Below are 17,606 nucleotides of genomic sequence, written 5' to 3' on the forward strand. Positions count from 1 at the left end.
GTACCCCCGGTCCGGGTGCGGGCAGGATCGATCGCCGCGCCCCGTACGCCCAGGATGAGGTCATGACTCAGACAGCGACACGCATCGGAACCGGAACCGCCGTCCGGGCACAGGACCTGCACCGCGCGTACGGGCACGGCAACGCCGCCGTCCGGGCGCTGCGCGGCGTATCGGTGGACCTCTCCCCCGGTACGTTCACGGCGGTCATGGGGCCCGCGGGCTCCGGCAGGACCACCTTGCTGCACTGCCTCGCGGGACTGGACCGGCCGACTCGGGGCTCGGTCCGCTGGGGCGGTACGGAGGTGACCCGGCTGCCCGTCCGGCGGCTGGCGGAGCTGCGGCGCGACCGGGTCGGGTTCGTGTCCCGGGCGTTCAACCTCATGCCGGCGATGACGGTCGGGCAGCACCTCGCGCTGCCGGGGCTGCCGGGTCCCGACCGGGTCCGGGAGGTGCTCGGCCGGGTGGGACTGGCCGGGTACGAGCGGCACCGGCCGGGACAGCTGACCGGGGACCAGCAGCAGCGGGTGGCGATCGCCCGGGCGCTGGTGGCGCGCCCCGCCGTGCTGTTCGCCGACGAGCCGGCCGGCGCCCTCGGCCCGGCCGCAGGCCGGGAGATCGCCGCCCTGCTGCGTGCGGGGGCGGACCGGGAGGGGCAGACCTGTGTGCTGGTGACCGACGACCCGGTCGCCGCCGCTTGCGCGGACCGGGTGCTGCTGCTCGCCGACGGACTGGTCGCCGACGAACTGCACCGGCCGGCCGCCGCCCGGATCGGCGAGCGCCTGGGCGTGCTGGGCGGGTGAGGCGGGCCTCCCGTGCCCGCCGGTCAGCCGGACTTCGGCGGGTGCCGCGTGTCGAAGGCGAAGAGGGTGTTCCGGTCGGCGGCCACGACCACCGCGCGCCCCACGACGGTCACGCGCGGGCTCGCGCCCTCCTCGCCGGTCAGGCCGTCGGCCCGGGGGTCCGTCGCCCACAGCGTCGTGCCGTCGGACGGCGAGAGCGCGACCACGCGGCCGGTGGCGGAGCTGAAGAACAGCGCGCCGTTCCCGGCCACGGGGCCCGACGCACCCTCCACACTGGTCTGCCGGGACCACTTCGTGCGGCCGGTGGCGGGGTCGAGCGCCGTGACGCGACCGGTCTGCCCGCTGACGTACACGGTGCCGTCCGCCATGCCGGGCGTGCCCGCGTACGTCGTGGCCAGCCGGGCGCGCGTGACCTTCCCGGAGGCCGGATCGACCTGCGCCACCATGTCGTAGCCGGTGAACCCGGTTCCCTCGATGTGCTCCCCGAGCAGGACGAGCCGCCCGCCGGTGACGCCCACCGGTACGGCGGGACCGTCGAGCGCGATGGCCCGGCCCCAGCTCCCCGTGGCCCGGTCGAGCGGGTGGAAAACCGGGTGGCGGACCGCCGAGGCGTCCAGCTCCGCGTCCGTCGCGCACATGGCCAGCAGCACGTTGCCCACCGGGACGGGAGCGCACCGCGAACCCGCGGGGAACGGCGCCGTCCAGGCGAGTTCACCGCTGTGCGCCTCCCGGGCCTCGAAGGCGGAGTCGGAGGCGTCCACGGTGACCACGGTGGAGCCGAGCACGACGGCGTCCCGGGTCCGGCCGGTGACGGCCGTCGACTGGGCGCCGGAGGGTGCGGACCACAGCTCCTTCCCACTGTCCGCGTCGATGGCGACCACCTCGTCGGAGGGGCCCTGCGGGGCGTCCTGGGCGGCGATCCGGAAACCGAGGACCGTGTCGTCGGTGGCGCCCACCATGTGCATGCCCTGGACGGGGACGCCCGGGCTCTTCACCGTCCAGGCGCGCGAGCCGTCCCGGACGCCGATCCGGGTCGCAACGACCCCGCCGCCGCCGCAGAACACCGCGTCACCGCGTGCGACGCACCGCAGCTCGTCGGGGATGTCCTCGCGCCCGCCGGGCACGGTCACGCGCCAGGGCTGGAAGCCGGCCGGCAGCGGGGCGGCGGGCGCCGCGACCGTGCGGCCCTTGCCGTCGGCCGCGTTCTCGCCGAAGCCGCCCGACCGCAGTACCGCGACTCCCCCGCCGATCGCCGCCACGGCGACCGCGGCCGCGAGCACGGGCCGCCACCGCCCGCGCAGCGTGCGCCCGACGGGGGAGCCGGTCCCCTCCGGGGCGGGGACGGGCGCGCTGGGCGCGGGGGTGGCCAGGTGGTGCTGGGTGAGCACATCGCGGGTGCGGCCCGCCGTGCACCCGTCCGCCTCGGGCCCGCCGAGGTCGGCGGGCAGGTCCCGCAGCAGTTCCAGGAGTTCGTCCGTCGAGGGGCGGTCCTCGGGTTCCTTGGCCAGGCACGGTTCGACGACCGTACGCAGCGCCGCCGGTACGGCGTCCAGCGACGGCTCCTCGTGCACCACCTGGTAGGCCGTGAGGTAGGGGCTGTCCGCGTCGAAGGGGCCGTGGCCCGTCGCCGCGTAGACCAGCAGTGTCCCCAGGGAGAAGACGTCGGAGCGCGGCCCGACACCGCGCGGCGCCTGCAGTTGCTCCGGTGACATGAAGGGCGGGGTCCCGATGACGCGTCCGGTCATCGTCAGTGTCTGCTGGTCGGCGGCGCGCGAGATGCCGAAGTCGATGACGCGCGGCCCCTCGTCCGAGAGCACGACGTTCGACGGCTTCAGGTCGCGGTGGACGACCCCCACCCGGTGGATGTCGCGCAGCGCCTCGGCGAGCCCGATGGCCAGGCTCCGCAGTCCGGCTCCGCTCAGCGGGCCCTCGTCGGCGATGCGTTGCGCGAGCGTGGGGCCCCCGATGTAGGCCGTCGCCATCCACGGCTGTTCGGCCTCGGGCGCGGCGTCCACCACGGCGGCGGTGAACGCCCCGCTCACCCGCCGCGCCGCCTCGACCTCCTGCCGGAAGCGGGTGCGGAATTCGCTGTCGCCGGCGAACTGCTGGTGGATCAGCTTGATCGCGACGGGCCGGCCCGAACTCGTACGGGCCAGGAAGACCGTACCCATGCCCCCCGACCCGAGCCGCGCCTCGAGCGGATAACCGCCGATCTCGGCTGGATCGCCTGCGCGCAGCGACACTCTTCCCGACCTCTCGTCCCCCGTGCACCTCTGCCGTCACGGGACCGCCCGTCTGTGCTGGACACAAACTAGTCGCAGAACGGTGGGGCGGAGCAAAGCGGGTGACGCCTGCGGGTATGTGCGTGGTACGAGCAACCACTGCCGGGTGTCCCGGGCCGGGCCCGCCACACGGCCTTCCCCGGCGCGACGCGCTCTCGCCGCGCGCAGTACGGCCGGTCCCGGGCGCCCCTCGTCGGCCGTTGCGGTCCTCGACCTGCGGATTCTCTATGATTGACGTCATGGGGAACGGGATTCGACAGGATGTGCTGGCCGAGCGGGTCTACGAGGACATCAAGGCGATGGTCATGGACCATGGCATCGCCCCCGGGGCCCGCGTCGGTATCGACGCGCTGGCCCGTCGGCTCGATGTGTCGGCCACCCCGGTACGAGAGGCGCTGGCGCGGCTCGAATCGGACGGTCTCGTGGTCAAGCGGCCGAACGCCGGCTACCGGGCGACCGATCTGCTCGACCCGGACGGTGTGCGCGATCTGTTCGAGATGCGGCTGCTGCTGGAGCCTCAGGCCGCCTCGCTCGCCGCGGAGAACGCCGACGGCGCGCATCTCCAGCGGCTCCGGGCCATCGTCGAGGAGATGCGCGGCCACCCCGAGACCGGTGAGAACTACGCGGTCTACCACCGGTTCGCCCTGCTGGACCAGGAGTTCCACGACACGCTGGCCCGTGCGGCGAACCGGCCGCTGCTCGCCGACGCGGTGAACCGTCTCCACGCCCATCTGCACCTGTTCCGCCTGACCAGTGCGCCGGGAGCGGCCGGCCCCACGATCCAGGAGCACGAGCAGATCCTGGACGCGGTGGCCCGGCGCAACCCGGAGCAGGCCGCGGAGGCGATGACGACGCACCTGCGCTCCAGCCGCGTACGGCACCGCCCGGAGGCACCGTCCCGGCAGACGCAGACGCGGGCGCGCACCTCGTGAGGTCCTGAAGGACCGCCGGCGAGGTGGCGCCCGCGCCCCCGTGGGTCACCGCCGGCGCAGCCGCAGTCCCTGCATACCTCCGTCCACCGCCAGATCGGTACCGGTGGTGGCTCCCGAGCGGGGGCTCGCCAAGTAGGCGACGGCGTGGGCGACTTCGGCGGCGCTGACCAGGCGGCCGCTCGGCTGGCGGGCGGCCAGGGCGGCGCGCTCCGCCTCCGGGTCGTCAGCGGCGGCGAGGAGCCGGCTCACCCAGGGGGTGTCCGCCGTTCCGGGGTTCACGCAGGTGACGCGGATACCCTCGTGCAGGTGGTCGGCGGCCATGGCCCGGGTCAGGGCGAGTACGGCGCCTTTGCTGGCCGAGTACAGCGCCCGCTGCGGCAGGCCGGCCGTGGCGGCGATCGAGCACATGTTGACGATCGCCGCGTGGCCCTCCCCGCCGGCGGCCGCTTCGCGCAGTGCCGGAAGGGCTGCCGCGGTCACCCGGGCGATGCCGACGACGTTGACGTCGAGCACACGGTGCCATTCCTCGGCGGTGTTGTCCTCGACGGTGCCCTGCGCCCCCATTCCGGCGTTGTTGACCAGGACGTTCACGCCCCCGAGGCGATCCGTCACCGTGTCGAGGGCCGCGCGCACGGCGTCGTCGTCCGTCACATCGCACGGCACGTGGAGAAACGGCTCGTCCGAGGCGGCCGGGTCGAGCACGGCCACCCGCGCGCCGCGCGCGTGCAGTTCCCGGGCGGTGGCCAGACCGATGCCGGACGCCCCGCCCGTCACCACCGCGACGAGGCCGGCGAACTCGGGTGCGGGTGCTGTCATCGTGACGTTCTCCTGTGTCATCGGTCTCCCTCCGCGGCCGTCGCGGCCATGGTCTGGCGCTGCCTGCCGAGCCCCTCGCCCTCCAGCTCCACGACGTCCCCCGCGGCCAGGTAGGGGAAGCGTCCGGAGAGGGCGACGCCCTCGGGGGTGCCGGTGAGAACGAGGTCACCGGCTTCCAGGGTCATGAACTGGCTGAGCCGGTACAGGATTTCGGGCACCGGGAAGATCATGTCGGCGGTGCCGGAGTCCTGCCGCGCCTCCCCGTTGACGCGGCTGCGCAGCCGCACCGCCGCCGGGTCCAGGGCGTCGCCGGTGACCAGCCACGGCCCGACCGGTGTGAACGTGGGGGCGCACTTGCCCTTGGACCACTGGCCGCCCGAGGTGTGCAGCTGCAGCTCGCGCTCGGAGACGTCGTTGACGAGGACGTATCCGGCGATGTGGGACGCGGCGTCGGCGGGCGACGCGAGATAGCTCGTACGCCTGCCGACGACCACGCCGAGTTCGACCTCCCAGTCCGTCATGGTGCTGCCGCGGGGGATGGTGACCGGGTCGTCCGGGCCGACCACGGTGTTGGGGTGCTTGAGGAACACGACCGGTTCGGCGGGCGGTTCGGCACCGGACTCGGCCGCGTGCCTGGCGTAGTTCATTCCGACGCAGACGACGGCGGTGGGCCGGGTGATGGGCGGACCGTGCCGCAGCCCCTCGGCGTGCGGGAGTTCGGGCAGCGCGGACACGTCGAGCGCGGGCAGGCCGTGCTCGAGGAACTGCGGTGTGACGTCCGGGGTGACTCCGCGCAGATCGAGTACGCGGTCGCCGTCGAGGACGACGGGGATCTCCTGGCCCGGGGGGCCGAGGCGGGCGATGCGCATGATGCCTTCCTGAGAGTGTGGGGGTGGCGCACCGGCGGGCCGCCGCCCTCGTGGGGGCGACGGCCGGCCGGTTCAGCGGTAGGTGCCGGTCGAGGCGCGCAGTTCGGCGACGGTGGTGGCGGCGAGGTCGCGCCCCCGTGTCTCGGGTCCGAGGGCCACCGCGACGCCGCCCACGGCGCACGCGCCGATGACGAAGAGGGCGACGCCCCAGGAGCGGTCCCCCGCCGCGGCGACCAGGGCGACGGCGATGAGCGGGGTGAGCCCGCCGGTGATCGCACCGGCGATCTCCCGGTACAGGGCGAGCCCGGTGAACCGCGAGCGCGCGGTGAACAGCTCGCTGTAGTAGGCGGCCTGCGGGGCGAACATGCAGCCCACCCCGATCCCCATGCTGGCCACGACCACCAGGGTGACGGCGAGCGAGCTGTGCGTGTGGTCGATGACCCAGAAGTACGGGAAGACGAAGGCCGCGGAGAAGACGATGCCCGCCAGGGCGACCGGCTTGCGTCCGACCCGGTCGGTGAGGTGGCCGAAGAGCACGAGGGTCACCGCGGTCACCGCCGTACCGACCGTGATGGCCACGGGGCCCGTCGAGCTGGACATCTTGAGCGTGTCGGTGAGGTAGGCGGCCATGAACGTCAGGTTCAGATAGGCGACGACGTTCTGGGCGGTCTGCAGGCCGAAGACGACCAGGCCCGCCCTCCACTCGTGACGCACGACGTCCCGCACCGGCGAGACCTCCGCCGGCCCGGAGCGCTCCTGGGCCGCCTCGAACGCGGGGCTCTCCGTCAGCCGCAGCCGGATGACCAGCGCCACACCGATGACGAGCACGCTGGCCGCGAACGGAATCCGCCAGCCCCAGGCCAGGAACTGGTCCTCCGGAAGCTGGGTGACCAGCGCGAAGGCGCCGGAGGCCATGAGGATGCCGATGTAGACGCCGATGCTGGGGGCCGCGCCGAACAGTCCGCGCCGGCGCGGTTCGGAGAACTCCGCGGCCAGCACGGCGGCCCCGCCGTACTCCGCGCCCGCGCCGAGCCCCTGGATGGCGCGCAGCACGACCAGCAGGATGGGCGCGAGCACGCCGACCTGCTCGTACGTGGGCACGAGCGCCATGCCGACGGTGGAGGCACCCATCACCAGCAGGGTGAGGACCAGGACGCGTTTCCGGCCGAACAGGTCGCCGAGACGGCCGAAGACGATACCGCCGAGCGGCCGTACGAAGTAGCCGATGGCGAGCGTTCCGAACGAGGCGAGCAGAGAGGCCGTGGCATCGAACGACGGAAAGATGATCTTGTTGAAGACGAGGGCCGCGGCGGTGCCGTAGAGATAGAAGTCGTACCACTCGAGGGCCGAGCCGACGAGTGAGGCCAGCAGGACTCTGCGGCGGTGCGCGGCCGCGGTGTGGACGGGCTCGGCTGCGGTGAGGGTGGACATCGTCGTCCTCCGGGTGTGCTGGGACAGCGGGACGGGGGCGGTGACGTGCGGGGTGCGGCCTGCGCCGCGACGGTCAGGCGACGCGCCGGGCGTCGATCGCGTCGCGGTCCCAGGCGATGCCGAGACCGGGCTCGGAGGGGGCGTGGGCGAGACCGCCGTCGATCCGCAGCCCGTGCGTCGTCACGGCACGCAGCTGCGGGATGTATTCGACGTAGCGGGCGTTGGGCACGGCGGCGGTGAGGCTGACGTGGATCTCCATCAGGAAGTGCGGGCAGACCTCGACGTTGAACGCCTCGGCGAGGTGGGCGACCTTCAGCCAGGGCGTGATGCCGCCGATCCGGGCCACGTCGGGCTGCACGATGCCGGCCGCGCCGCGCTGCAGGTACTCGCGGAAGTGGCCCAGCGAGTACATGGACTCCCCGACCGCCACCGGGATGGACGTCGAGGCGGCGAGCCGTTCGTGCCCCGCCACGTCGTCGGCGGGCAGCGGCTCCTCCAGCCAGCCGATGTCGTACGGCTCCAGCAGGGCGGCTCGGCGCACGGCCTCGGCGCCGGTGAACGCCTGGTTGGCGTCGACCAGGATGTCCAGGCCGGGGCCGACCGCCTCGCGTACGGCCCGGATGCGGGCGGCGTCCTCGCCCGGGCTCGGCTTGCCGATCTTGATCTTGACGCCGGAGAAGCCCTGCCGCTGGGCCTCGCGGGCGCCGGCGACCAGTTCGTCCTCGTCGAGCTGGAGCCAGCCGCGCTCGGTGTCGTACACCGGGACCGCCGGGCGGGCGCCGCCGGCCACGCGCCACAGCGGCTCGCCCGCCCGCAGGCAGCGCAGATCCCAGAGGGCCAGGTCCACGGCGGCCAGGCCGAGGGCGGTGAGGGCGCCGACCATCGTGGCGCGCGTGCTGTTGTACATCGTCCGCCAGGCTCCCTCGATCTCACGGGAGTCGTGGCCGGCGAGCGCGGGCAGCAGATGGTCGCGCAGCATCGCGAGCACCGCCCGGCCGCCGGTGCCGATGGTGTACGCGTAGCCGGTGCCGGTCAGGCCCTCGTCCGTCGTCACCTCGACGAAGAGGGTCTCCTGCTTGAGGAAGGCCTGGGTCGCGTCCGTGCGTACGGTCTCCACCTCGATGTCGACGAGGTAGGCCTCCGCCTTGATCACTTTTGCCACTGCTGCTCTCCAGAGCCTTGTACGTGAAATCGGTCGGGTCGTGTCGCGGGCGCCCGGGGCGGCCCCGGGAGCGGTGCGGGCCGGGGCGCGGCCCGCGTCAGGTGTGCGCGCCGTCCAGTGCCGCGACCAGTGCCAGCACCGCCGTGCACACGGGCACCGCGATCCCGTGGGCGCGGGCCCTGCGGACGACGGCGCCGAGGAGCCCGTCGTGCTCCATGGGCCGGCCGGCCAGGCGGTCGGCGAGCATCGAGGAGCCGGCCCCGGGCGGGCGGGCGTCGATCCAGGCGAGAATCTCCTCGGCGGCGTCGGCGGGCAGCCGCGCACCCTCGGCGCGGCCCACATCGGCCACTTCACCGAGCATGGCGGCCGCGGTGTCCCGTACGGCCGGGTCCCGGAAGACCTCGACGCGGCGGGAGGTGAGGGCGGTGACGGGATTGGCGACGGCGTTGACCATCAGCTTGCGCCAGGCCGCCGTGGTGAAGTCGTCCACCATCCGCACCCCGAGCCCGGTCCCCCGGAGCAACGGGCTTGCCCTGCGCCCGGGTTCGTCGTCCCCGAGGACGAGCCCCTCCCCTTCGACGCGGACCGAAACCCTGTTCCGGCTCAGGCGTTCCGCGTTGAAGTGGACGAGTGCCGGGACCACTTGGCCCGCCGCCGCGTGCGGTGACGCCTGCTCGCGGTGGTCGATGCCGTTCTGCGCGACGACCACCACGGTGTCGGTCCCGACGAGGCGCTCCAGCCAGGTGCGGGCGGCGTCCCCCTGATGCAGCTTGGTCGCGACGACGACCCAGCCGGACGGGCGCGCCCGTGCGGGGTCGTCCTGCCAGTGAACCCCCACCGTGGACGTGTCCCGGCCACCGGTCAGCTCGATGTCATGGACGGGCGCGGAGCCGGGCCGTCCGCACAGCGTGACCGGATGCCCCCGCAGGGCCAGCCGGCCCGCCAAGGCGAGGCCGACGGCTCCCGGACCGACGACCGCGACCGGATCCGCTCCGGCCGACGCATGTGCAGGCACTCCCACACCCCTCTCACTTCCTATAGGAATCTCGGGTGCGTTGAAGAATGCTATAGGTTTCGCGGGAAAACAACCCTTGCCCACGTATCCGCCCACGACCCATCACAGGGGGCGCGCGTTCCCCGCCCCGGACACGGGGAAGGGTCGGTGCGGGCTTCCCGGGAAACCCGCACCGACCCGTGGAGGCCGGTACTCCCCGCTCGCCGGGCGGCCGCCCGTCAGCAGCCGACCGGCGAGGAGCCGACGGCCACGTCGTCGAACCACAGGGTGGCGTCGCCGGTCCCGTAGCTCTCCCAGCCCGGCCGTAGCGGGCGGTCCACCGGCGGGCACGGCGACGAAGAGGGGCAGGGCGAGCGCGGCAGCGGAACCGGGCCGACCTCCCTGGAAGGTTCGAAACTTTCGCCGCGTGGTCTCCCGCCGCACCGGACCGGCGGGCCCGGCCACCCCCGCACCGCGTCGGCGCGTGTCGCGCGACACCTGCTGACGTGCACCGATCTCTCGCCAGGCGGGCACACCACCGTACCGACGCTTTCGAAACACATGCCGAAACTATTGACAGCGACCGGGGACGGCCAAAAAATCCGTGGTCAGGCCCGGCCGCGCCGCCCGTGCGGCCGGAACTCCCCTCATCTGGAGGACCCTTCATGCGTCTGCGCTTCCACCGCCGCCCGGCCGCCCTGGCGGCCGGCCTCGTCCTCGCCGCTGCGAGTTCCCTGGGCCTGACCGCCACGGCCGCCGCCCCGGCCCAGGCCGCCGCCTGCAACGGCTACGTGGGCCTCACCTTCGACGACGGCCCGTCCAACGACCACACCCCCGCCCTGCTCGACGCCCTCAAGCGGAACGGCCTGCGGGCCACCATGTTCAACGAGGGCCAGTTCGCCGCCTCCTACCCGGCCCAGGTGAAGGCCCAGGTCGACGCGGGCATGTGGGTCGGCAACCACAGCTACACCCATCCCCATCTCATCCAGCAGAGCCAGGCGCAGATCGACTCGGAGATCTCCCGGACCCAGCAGGCCGTCGCCAACGCCGGGGGCGGCACCCCGAAGCTGTTCCGGCCGCCGTACGGGGAGACCAACGCCACCCTCAAGGCCGTCGAGGCCAAGTACGGCCTCACGGAGGTGATCTGGGACGTCGACTCGCAGGACTGGAACGGGGCGAGCACCGACGCGATCGTCCAGGCCGTGTCGCGCCTGTCCAGCGGCCAGGTCATCCTGATGCACGAATGGCCCGCCAACACCCTGGCCGCCATCCCGCGCATCGCCCAGTCGCTCGCCTCCCGGGGGCTGTGCTCCGGCATGATCTCGCCGCAGACCGGGCGGGCCGTCGCGCCCGACGGCGGCAGCGGCGGAGGCGGCAGCACCGGTGGCTGCACGGCGACCCTGTCGGCCGGCCAGCAGTGGGGCGACCGCTACAACCTCAACGTGTCCGTCACGGGTTCGGCCGACTGGACCGTGACCCTGCGCCTCCCCGCCCCGGAACGGGTCCTCACCACCTGGAACGTCAGCGCCTCGTATCCCGGCGCCCAGGTCCTGACCGCCCGGCCCAACGGCAACGGCAACACCTGGGGGCTGACGATCCAGACCAACGGCACGTGGACCTGGCCGACGGTGTCCTGCGCCACGGGCTGACCACCGGAAGCACCTCGGGGCGGTCATCGTGAGGGACGCCCCGCGCCACCCTCGGCGCGGGGCGTCCCTCGCCGTGTCCCGCCCCGAGTCCGCGGGCGTCCTCCCTTCTCCCCGTCCGTGTGAGTCAGCGGAAACAAGTCGTTCACCCCGGCGCGGCCTTCGGTGAAACAACCGGTCCCTAGCGTCTCCGCTCATGGATGCGACGCTGGATTCGACGCGGTATACGCTCCCGGACACCGTGCGGGACGCGGGCCCGGCACCCTCGTCCTCGCTGCGCGACATGGTCTACGGACAGCTGCGCGCGGCCGTGCTCGACGGTGGGTTCGGACCGCGCGAGCGGCTGGCCGAGATGCGGCTCGCCACGCGGTTCGGCGTGTCCCGGACCCCGGTGCGTGAAGCCCTGGCACGTCTCCTCGCGGACGGCCTGATCGAACGCGGGGACGGCGGCTTCTTCGTCACGATCCCCAACCTGACCCAGCTGCGCGACCTCTACGAGTTGCGGGTCACCCTGGAACTGCGGGGCATCGCCCGGGCGATCGAGGATTCCTCCGTCCGCCACGAACCGTCCGTTCTCACCGCCGAGCTGGATCGCTGGTACGCCATGCGCGACCGGCCCCCGGACCCCGATCCCCGGTTCGTCGTCCAGGACGAGCGCTTCCACGCGGAGCTCTCCCGCGCTTCGGGGAACCCCGCCCTGACGGACGCCCTCGTGGCCGTCAGCGAGCGCATCCGCCGGGTGCGGATGTACGACTTCCTCACCCGGGACCGGGTGGAGACGACCATCACCGAGCACATCGAGATCATGGAGGCCGTCCGCGACGGACGCCTCGACGACGGCCACCGCGCCCTGCACGCCCACGTCGGCGACTCCATGAGCGTCGTACTCGAACGGGCCCAGCGCGCCATGACGCAGATGGCCCTGCACGCCGACCGCCTCTGAATCCCCGCGGCCGGCACCGACGGCGTCGGCGACCACGTGCTGCCCGCCCAGCCCCGCACCGCCTGAACCCCGGCCCCGTACCGAGGAGTTGCCGCCATGTTCGACACCCTGCTCATCGCCAACCGCGGAGAGATCGCCTGCCGTGTCATCCGCAGCGCCGAAGCCCTCGGCCTGCGCACGGTGGCCGTGTACTCCGACGCCGACCTGACCGCCCCGCACGTCCGGATGGCCGACGAGGCCGTGCGGCTGGGCCCGGCCCCCGCCGCCGAGAGCTACCTGCGGGCCGACGCGGTCCTGGAGGCCGCCCTCGCCACCGGGGCCGGCGCGATCCACCCCGGCTACGGCTTCCTGTCCGAGAACACGGCGTTCGCCGCCGCCGTGGAGAAGGCGGGCCTGACGTTCGTCGGCCCCACCCCCGCGCAGCTGGAGGTCTTCGGGGCCAAGCACACGGCACGGGCCGCGGCGCTCGCGGCTGGCGTGCCCCTGCTGCCCGGCAGCGGGCTCCTCGCCGACGAGGAGGCGGCGCTGCGCGCGGCGGAGCGGACCGGTTACCCGGTGATGCTCAAGGCGACCGGCGGCGGAGGCGGCATCGGCATGCAGGCGTGCGCCGGGCCCGCGGAGCTGCGGGACGCCTTCGCCAGGGTGTCGCGGCTGGCCCGGGGCGGTTTCGCCGACGGCGGCGTCTTCCTGGAGCGGTACGTCGAGCGTGCCCGCCACGTCGAGGTGCAGGTCTTCGGTGACGGCGCGGGCGGCATCGTCGTCCTCGGCGACCGCGACTGCTCCCTCCAGCGCCGCAACCAGAAGGTGCTGGAGGAGGCCCCGGCGCCGGGGCTGCCCCCGCAGGTGCGCTCCGGACTCCACACCGCGGCACGGGAGTTGTGCGCCGCGGTGGACTACCGCTCGGCGGGCACGGTCGAGTTCGTGTACGACCCGGTGCGCGAGGAGGCGTACTTCCTGGAGGTGAACACCCGTCTCCAGGTGGAGCATCCGGTGACCGAGGAGATCCACGGCATCGACCTGGTCGCCTGGATGCTGCGGCTGGCGCGCGGCGAGAGCGGCTTCCTCCGGGAACCGTCCGCCCGGGGCCACGCGGTCGAGGCGCGCGTCTACGCCGAGGACCCGGCCCGGGACCACCGGCCGAGCTCCGGCCTGCTGACCCGCGTCGGGTTCCCCGCCGATGTGCGGGTGGACGGCTGGGCGGAGACCGGGCAGCACATCTCCACCGCGTACGACCCGATGCTCGCCAAGGTCGTCGCGACCGGCGACACCCGGGCGGAGGCGTTCGCCCGGCTGGCCGAGGCCCTGGACGAGACCGTGGTGGACGGGGTGGAGACCAACCTCGGGCTGCTGCGCGCCGCCTGCCGCGAGCCGGTGGTGCTCGACGCCCGTCACACCACGGCCACCCTGGCCGGTCTGCCCGATCCGCGCCCGCGGATCGACGTGGAACGCGGCGGTGCCCAGACCACGGTGCAGGACTGGCCGGGGCGCACCGGCTACTGGGAGGTCGGCATCCCGCCCGGCGGCCCGATGGACGACCTCTCCTTCCGGCTCGGCAACACCGCCGTCGGCAACCCGGAGGGCACCCCCGGTCTGGAGTGCACCCTGGAGGGGCCCGCACTGCGCTTCTCCCGGCCGGCCGTGGTCTGCGTCACCGGCGCCCCTGCCGCGGTCACCGTCGACGGGCGGCCCGCCGCCATGTGGGAGCCGCTCGATCTCGCCGCCGGCCAACTGCTGGACGTCGGCACCGCCCAGGGCCCCGGGATGCGCACCTACGTCCTGGTGCGCGGCGGTCTCGACGTCCCCGCCTACCTGGGCAGCGCCGCCACCTTCACCCTCGGTTCCTTCGGCGGCCACGCCGGCCGCGCCCTGCGCACCGGCGACGTGCTGCGGCCCGCGCGGCCCGCGACGGATGCCCCGGCGCCCGTCCCCGTGCCGGCCGCCGCACGTCCGCACTTCACCGGCCACTGGCGTATCGCGGTCAGTGAAGGCCCGCACGCCGCACCGGACTTCCTCACCCGTGGCGGCATCGAGACGGTCTACGGGACCCACTGGAAGGTCTCCGCGCAGTCGGCGCGCACCGGCGTGCGTCTCATCGGACCCCGTCCCGAGTGGGCCCGCCCGGACGGCGGCGAGGCGGGACTGCATCCGTCCAACGTGCACGACACCGCGTACTCCGTCGGCGCGGTCAATCTCACCGGCGACACTCCGGCCATCCTCGGCCCCGACGGGCCGAGCCTGGGAGGTTTCGCCTGCCCGGTCACCGTCGTGCGCGGCGAGCGCTGGAAGACCGGCCAGCTGCGCCCCGGTGACACCGTCCAGTTCGTCCCCGTCACCGAGCGGACCGCCGACGCCCTGCGCCGGACCCCCGCGCTCCTCGCGCTTCCGGGGTTCGGCGGCCCGGACGGCGACGACGGCGTCCTCGGCCGCCGCCCCGCCACCGACACCACCCCCGAGGTCACCTACCGGCGGGGCGCCGACGACAACATCCTCGTCGAGTACGGCCCCATGACCCTCGACCTGGGTCTGCGGATGCGCGTCCACGCCCTCGCCGAGCACGTACGCGCCCTGGCGCCGCGCGGACTGGTCGACTCCACTCCGGGCGTGCGCTCACTGCATCTGCACACCGATCCGGACGTGCTGCCCCTGCGCACCCTCCTCGGTCTTCTCCGGGAGGCCGAGGACCAGTTGCCGGCCACCGCCGACCTGGCCGTCCCCAGCCGGGACGTGCACCTCCCCCTGTCGTGGGACGACCCCACCGTGAACGAGGCCATCGACCGCTACACCGCGTCGGTGCGCGGGGATGCCCCGTGGAACCCGTCCAACATCGAGTTCATCCGCCGTATCAACGGGCTGGACAGCGTCGAGGACGTACGCCGTACCGTCTTCGACGCCCGCTATCTCGTCCTCGGCCTCGGCGACGTCTATCTCGGCGCCCCGGCCGCCACCCCGCTCGACCCCCGCCACCGCCTGGTGACCACCAAGTACAACCCGGCCCGTACGTGGACGGCGGAGGCCGGCGTCGGCATCGGGGGCTCGTACCTGTGCGTCTACGGGATGGAGAGCCCGGGCGGCTACCAGCTCATCGGCCGGACCGTGCCCGTGTGGGGCGGTCTGCGCCCGCCCCGCTCCTTCGCCGACGGCACACCCTGGCTGCTGCGCTTCTTCGACCGCATCATCTGGCACCCCGTGGAGCCGGCCGAACTCCTGGACATCCGGGCCGGTCTCGCCTCCGGGCGGACCTCCCTGGACATCCGTCCGGGCGTCTTCTCGCTCGCCGAGCACGAGGCGTTCCTGCGGGAGAACGCCGAGGACATCGCCGCCTTCCGCGCCCGCCAGTCCGCGGCCTTCGAGACGGAGCGCCGGGCGTGGGAGGCCGCGGGCGAGTTCGCGGCCCGCGCCGAACCCGAACCCGCCGCCGAGGTCGTGGCTCCGCCGTCCCTGCCGCCGGGCGCGGGGCTGGTCGAGGCCCCGCTGAGCTCCACCGTATGGAAGGTCGAGGCCGGGCCCGGCACCCAGGTCGAGCCGGGCCAGGCCCTTCTGGTCCTGGAAGCCATGAAGATGGAGGTCGTGGTGCGCGCTCCCGCCCACGGCGTCGTCACCGACGTCCTCGTCACCCCCGGACAGCAGATCGACGCCGGCACCCCGCTGGCCGTCGTCGCACGAGAGGAAGCAGCTTGACGTCCTCCCCCAGCTGAAGCAGGGGGATTCCCGGCTCCCGTCGCCTGCGGACCAGCGACCCGGCAGGTCTTCCACGATCAGCACCAGCCGGGTCGAGACCGGCCCGGGTTCGTACAGCAGGACGTGGAGGTGCATGTGCTGTCCTGGTTCTCGATCAGCACGGCGTACGCGCTTGGTTCCCGCCACGCACAGCGCGCGGCCCACCCGGCCGAAGCAGCGGTCCTTCGTCCCTGGGCGAAACCCCTTTCCCCGTCCTGCTCCGCAGGAGTCCGATTCCTCCCCGGTCCGAAAGCCGGGGCATCCTCGGAGGTACCCGATGACCGAGAACTGCACCGCCCGCGTCACCGCCGCCTACCGCCGCATCGCCGGGACCGACCGCCCGGAGGTGTGGATCACCCTGCGCCCGGAGGCCGACGTCCTGGCGGAGGCCGCCGCCCTGGACGCCCGGCTGGCCGCCGGTGAGCGGTTGCCCCTGGCGGGCGTCCTGGTCGCGGTGAAGGACAACATCGACGTCGCCGGTCTGCCCACCACCGCCGCCTGCCCCGCGTTCGCCCACACCCCGGACGTGTCCGCGCCGGCCGTGCGGCGTCTGCTGGACGCGGGCGCGGTCGTGCTCGGCAAGACCAACCTGGACCAGTTCGCCACCGGCCTGGTCGGTACCCGCAGCCCCTACGGGGCCGTGCGCAACGCCCTGCGTCCCGAGAAGATCTCCGGCGGCTCCAGTTCCGGTTCGGCGGTCGCCGTGGCCCTCGGTATCGCGGACATCGCGCTCGGCACCGACACGGCCGGCTCCGGACGTGTTCCCGCCGCCCTCAACGGCATCGTCGGAATCAAGCCCACCCTGGGCCTGGTCCCCACCACCGGTGTGGTCCCCGCCGCCCGCTCCTACGACGCGGTCACGGTCTTCGCCCGCACCCTCACCGAGGCCCAGCGGGCCCTCGGTGTCATGGCGGGCCCGGACGAGGGCGACCCGCGCAGCCGCGGCTGGCCCGACGACGTCCGGCTGGCGGCCCCGCCCCGGCCCCGGGTCGCGATCCCCCGCGACGAGGACCTCGCCCCGCTCACCGCCGGGGGACGCGCCGCGTTCGCCGTGGCCGTCAAGCAGCTGGAGGCGGCCGGCGCCACGACTGCCGTCGTCGACGTGTCACCGCTGCTCCGGGCGGCCCGGCTGCTCTACGACGGCGCCCTGGTCGCCGAACGCTACGCGGCCGTCGGGGAGTTCATCGCCCGCGACCCGTCGGCGGCCGACCCCACGGTCGCCGGCATCATCCTCGGCGCCGCCGGTCTGCCGGCCCACGCCCTGGCCGGCGACCAGGAACGTCTGGACCGGTACCGGGCGCTCGCGCAGCGGATTCTCTCCGGCTACGACGCGCTGCTGCTGCCCACCACGACCGGGCACCCCGACATCGCCGAGGTCCTGGCCGATCCGGTGGCCGTCAACTCGCGGCTGGGCACGTACACCAACTTCGTGAACCTCCTGGACATGGCGGCCGTCGCCGTCCCGGCCGGGGAGGCCGACGGCGGTCCGTTCGGCGTCAGCGTCGTCACCCGCGCCTTCGAGGACCAGCCGGCCCTGGACATCGCCGCCCTGCTCACCGGTGAACAGGCCCCGCATCCCCTGCCGGACGGCGGTGTGGACCTCGCCGTGTTCGGCGCCCACCTGTCCGGCCAGCCGCTCAACCACCAGCTCACCGAATCCGGTGCCCGGTACGCCGGCGAGGTCACCACCGCGGCGGCCTACCGGCTCACGGCGCTCGACACCACCCCGCCCAAGCCCGGCCTCGTCCGGGTCGGACCGGCGCACGGCGCCGCGATCAGCGGTGAGCGGTGGACCCTCTCCCCCGCCGCGCTCGGACGCTTCCTCTCCGCCCTGCCCGCACCCATGTCGCTCGGCCGTGTCGAACTCGAGGAGGGCACCTGGGTCCTCGGCTTCCAGTGCGACCCGCACTCCGCGGCCAGGGGCACCGACATCACGGAGCACGGCGGCTGGCGGGCCTATCTGGAGTCGGACGTGGAGGCGACGGCCGGCTGACGGCACGGGTGGGGGCGGAGT

12 protein-coding genes are annotated in these 17,606 nt (G+C 73.9%); 6 read left to right on the forward strand and 6 right to left on the reverse strand.

The window, feature by feature from the left end:
- Nucleotides 1-62 precede the first annotated feature (62 nt).
- Nucleotides 63-800, forward strand: a complete 738-nt coding sequence (locus ABZ564_RS26915) for an ABC transporter ATP-binding protein (protein ID WP_360861348.1) — start codon at nt 63-65, stop codon at nt 798-800.
- A gap of 23 nt (nt 801-823) precedes the next feature.
- Here ABZ564_RS26915 and ABZ564_RS26920 read toward each other — a convergent pair whose 3' ends face one another.
- Nucleotides 824-3,043, reverse strand: coding sequence for a serine/threonine-protein kinase (locus tag ABZ564_RS26920; RefSeq protein WP_360861350.1), 2,220 nt, complete (start codon nt 3,041-3,043; stop codon nt 824-826).
- Between the two features lie 278 nt (nt 3,044-3,321).
- Here ABZ564_RS26920 and ABZ564_RS26925 point away from each other — a divergent pair, with 278 nt between their 5' ends.
- Nucleotides 3,322-4,014 (forward strand): GntR family transcriptional regulator, encoded by a 693-nt coding sequence (locus ABZ564_RS26925; RefSeq protein WP_360861352.1) that lies wholly within the window; start codon nt 3,322-3,324, stop codon nt 4,012-4,014.
- A gap of 45 nt (nt 4,015-4,059) precedes the next feature.
- Here ABZ564_RS26925 and ABZ564_RS26930 read toward each other — a convergent pair whose 3' ends face one another.
- The 5 genes from ABZ564_RS26930 to ABZ564_RS26950 form a co-directional block, all read right to left on the reverse strand.
- Complete coding sequence (locus ABZ564_RS26930; RefSeq protein WP_360861354.1) at nt 4,060-4,830, reverse strand: SDR family oxidoreductase; 771 nt, start codon at nt 4,828-4,830, stop codon at nt 4,060-4,062.
- Nucleotides 4,831-4,847: 17 nt separating this feature from the next.
- The gene (locus ABZ564_RS26935; protein WP_360861356.1) at nt 4,848-5,699 is read right to left on the reverse strand and encodes a fumarylacetoacetate hydrolase family protein; all 852 of its coding nucleotides are present in this window, start codon (nt 5,697-5,699) and stop codon (nt 4,848-4,850) included.
- Nucleotides 5,700-5,771: 72 nt separating this feature from the next.
- Nucleotides 5,772-7,130 carry an MFS transporter gene (locus ABZ564_RS26940; RefSeq protein ID WP_360861358.1) on the reverse strand — a complete coding sequence of 453 codons (1,359 nt, stop codon included), beginning with the start codon at nt 7,128-7,130 and terminating at the stop codon, nt 5,772-5,774.
- Nucleotides 7,131-7,203: 73 nt separating this feature from the next.
- The gene (locus ABZ564_RS26945; protein WP_360861360.1) at nt 7,204-8,292 is read right to left on the reverse strand and encodes a mandelate racemase/muconate lactonizing enzyme family protein; all 1,089 of its coding nucleotides are present in this window, start codon (nt 8,290-8,292) and stop codon (nt 7,204-7,206) included.
- A gap of 97 nt (nt 8,293-8,389) precedes the next feature.
- Nucleotides 8,390-9,307 (reverse strand): 2-dehydropantoate 2-reductase, encoded by a 918-nt coding sequence (locus ABZ564_RS26950; protein WP_360861362.1) that lies wholly within the window; start codon nt 9,305-9,307, stop codon nt 8,390-8,392.
- A gap of 644 nt (nt 9,308-9,951) precedes the next feature.
- Between ABZ564_RS26950 and ABZ564_RS26955 the strand changes: the two genes are divergently transcribed.
- The 4 genes from ABZ564_RS26955 to atzF all read left to right on the forward strand — a co-directional run bounded on the left by ABZ564_RS26955 (nt 9,952) and on the right by atzF (nt 17,585).
- Complete coding sequence (locus ABZ564_RS26955; protein WP_360861363.1) at nt 9,952-10,935, forward strand: polysaccharide deacetylase family protein; 984 nt, start codon at nt 9,952-9,954, stop codon at nt 10,933-10,935.
- Nucleotides 10,936-11,128: 193 nt separating this feature from the next.
- The gene (locus ABZ564_RS26960) at nt 11,129-11,875 is read left to right on the forward strand and encodes a GntR family transcriptional regulator (RefSeq protein ID WP_360861365.1); all 747 of its coding nucleotides are present in this window, start codon (nt 11,129-11,131) and stop codon (nt 11,873-11,875) included.
- A 96-nt stretch (nt 11,876-11,971) separates the two neighbouring features.
- Nucleotides 11,972-15,553, forward strand: coding sequence for an urea carboxylase (uca, locus tag ABZ564_RS26965; RefSeq protein WP_360861367.1), 3,582 nt, complete (start codon nt 11,972-11,974; stop codon nt 15,551-15,553).
- 316 nt (nt 15,554-15,869) lie between these two features.
- Nucleotides 15,870-17,585, forward strand: a complete 1,716-nt coding sequence (atzF, locus tag ABZ564_RS26970) for an allophanate hydrolase (RefSeq protein ID WP_360861369.1) — start codon at nt 15,870-15,872, stop codon at nt 17,583-17,585.
- Nucleotides 17,586-17,606 lie beyond the last annotated feature (21 nt).

The organism is Streptomyces sp. NPDC019224 (assembly GCF_040632605.1).
GTDB lineage: Bacteria > Actinomycetota > Actinomycetes > Streptomycetales > Streptomycetaceae > Streptomyces.

Coding starts and splice junctions, on each gene's coding strand:
- ABZ564_RS26940 (WP_360861358.1), bottom strand. CDS start 7,130: ATGTCCACCCTCACCGCAGCCGAGCCCGTCCACACCGCGGCCGCGCAC.
- ABZ564_RS26915 (WP_360861348.1), top strand. CDS start 63: ATGACTCAGACAGCGACACGCATCGGAACCGGAACCGCCGTCCGGGCA.
- ABZ564_RS26960 (WP_360861365.1), top strand. CDS start 11,129: ATGGATGCGACGCTGGATTCGACGCGGTATACGCTCCCGGACACCGTG.
- ABZ564_RS26930 (WP_360861354.1), bottom strand. CDS start 4,830: ATGACAGCACCCGCACCCGAGTTCGCCGGCCTCGTCGCGGTGGTGACG.
- atzF (WP_360861369.1), top strand. CDS start 15,870: ATGACCGAGAACTGCACCGCCCGCGTCACCGCCGCCTACCGCCGCATC.
- ABZ564_RS26955 (WP_360861363.1), top strand. CDS start 9,952: ATGCGTCTGCGCTTCCACCGCCGCCCGGCCGCCCTGGCGGCCGGCCTC.
- uca (WP_360861367.1), top strand. CDS start 11,972: ATGTTCGACACCCTGCTCATCGCCAACCGCGGAGAGATCGCCTGCCGT.
- ABZ564_RS26925 (WP_360861352.1), top strand. CDS start 3,322: ATGGGGAACGGGATTCGACAGGATGTGCTGGCCGAGCGGGTCTACGAG.
- ABZ564_RS26935 (WP_360861356.1), bottom strand. CDS start 5,699: ATGCGCATCGCCCGCCTCGGCCCCCCGGGCCAGGAGATCCCCGTCGTC.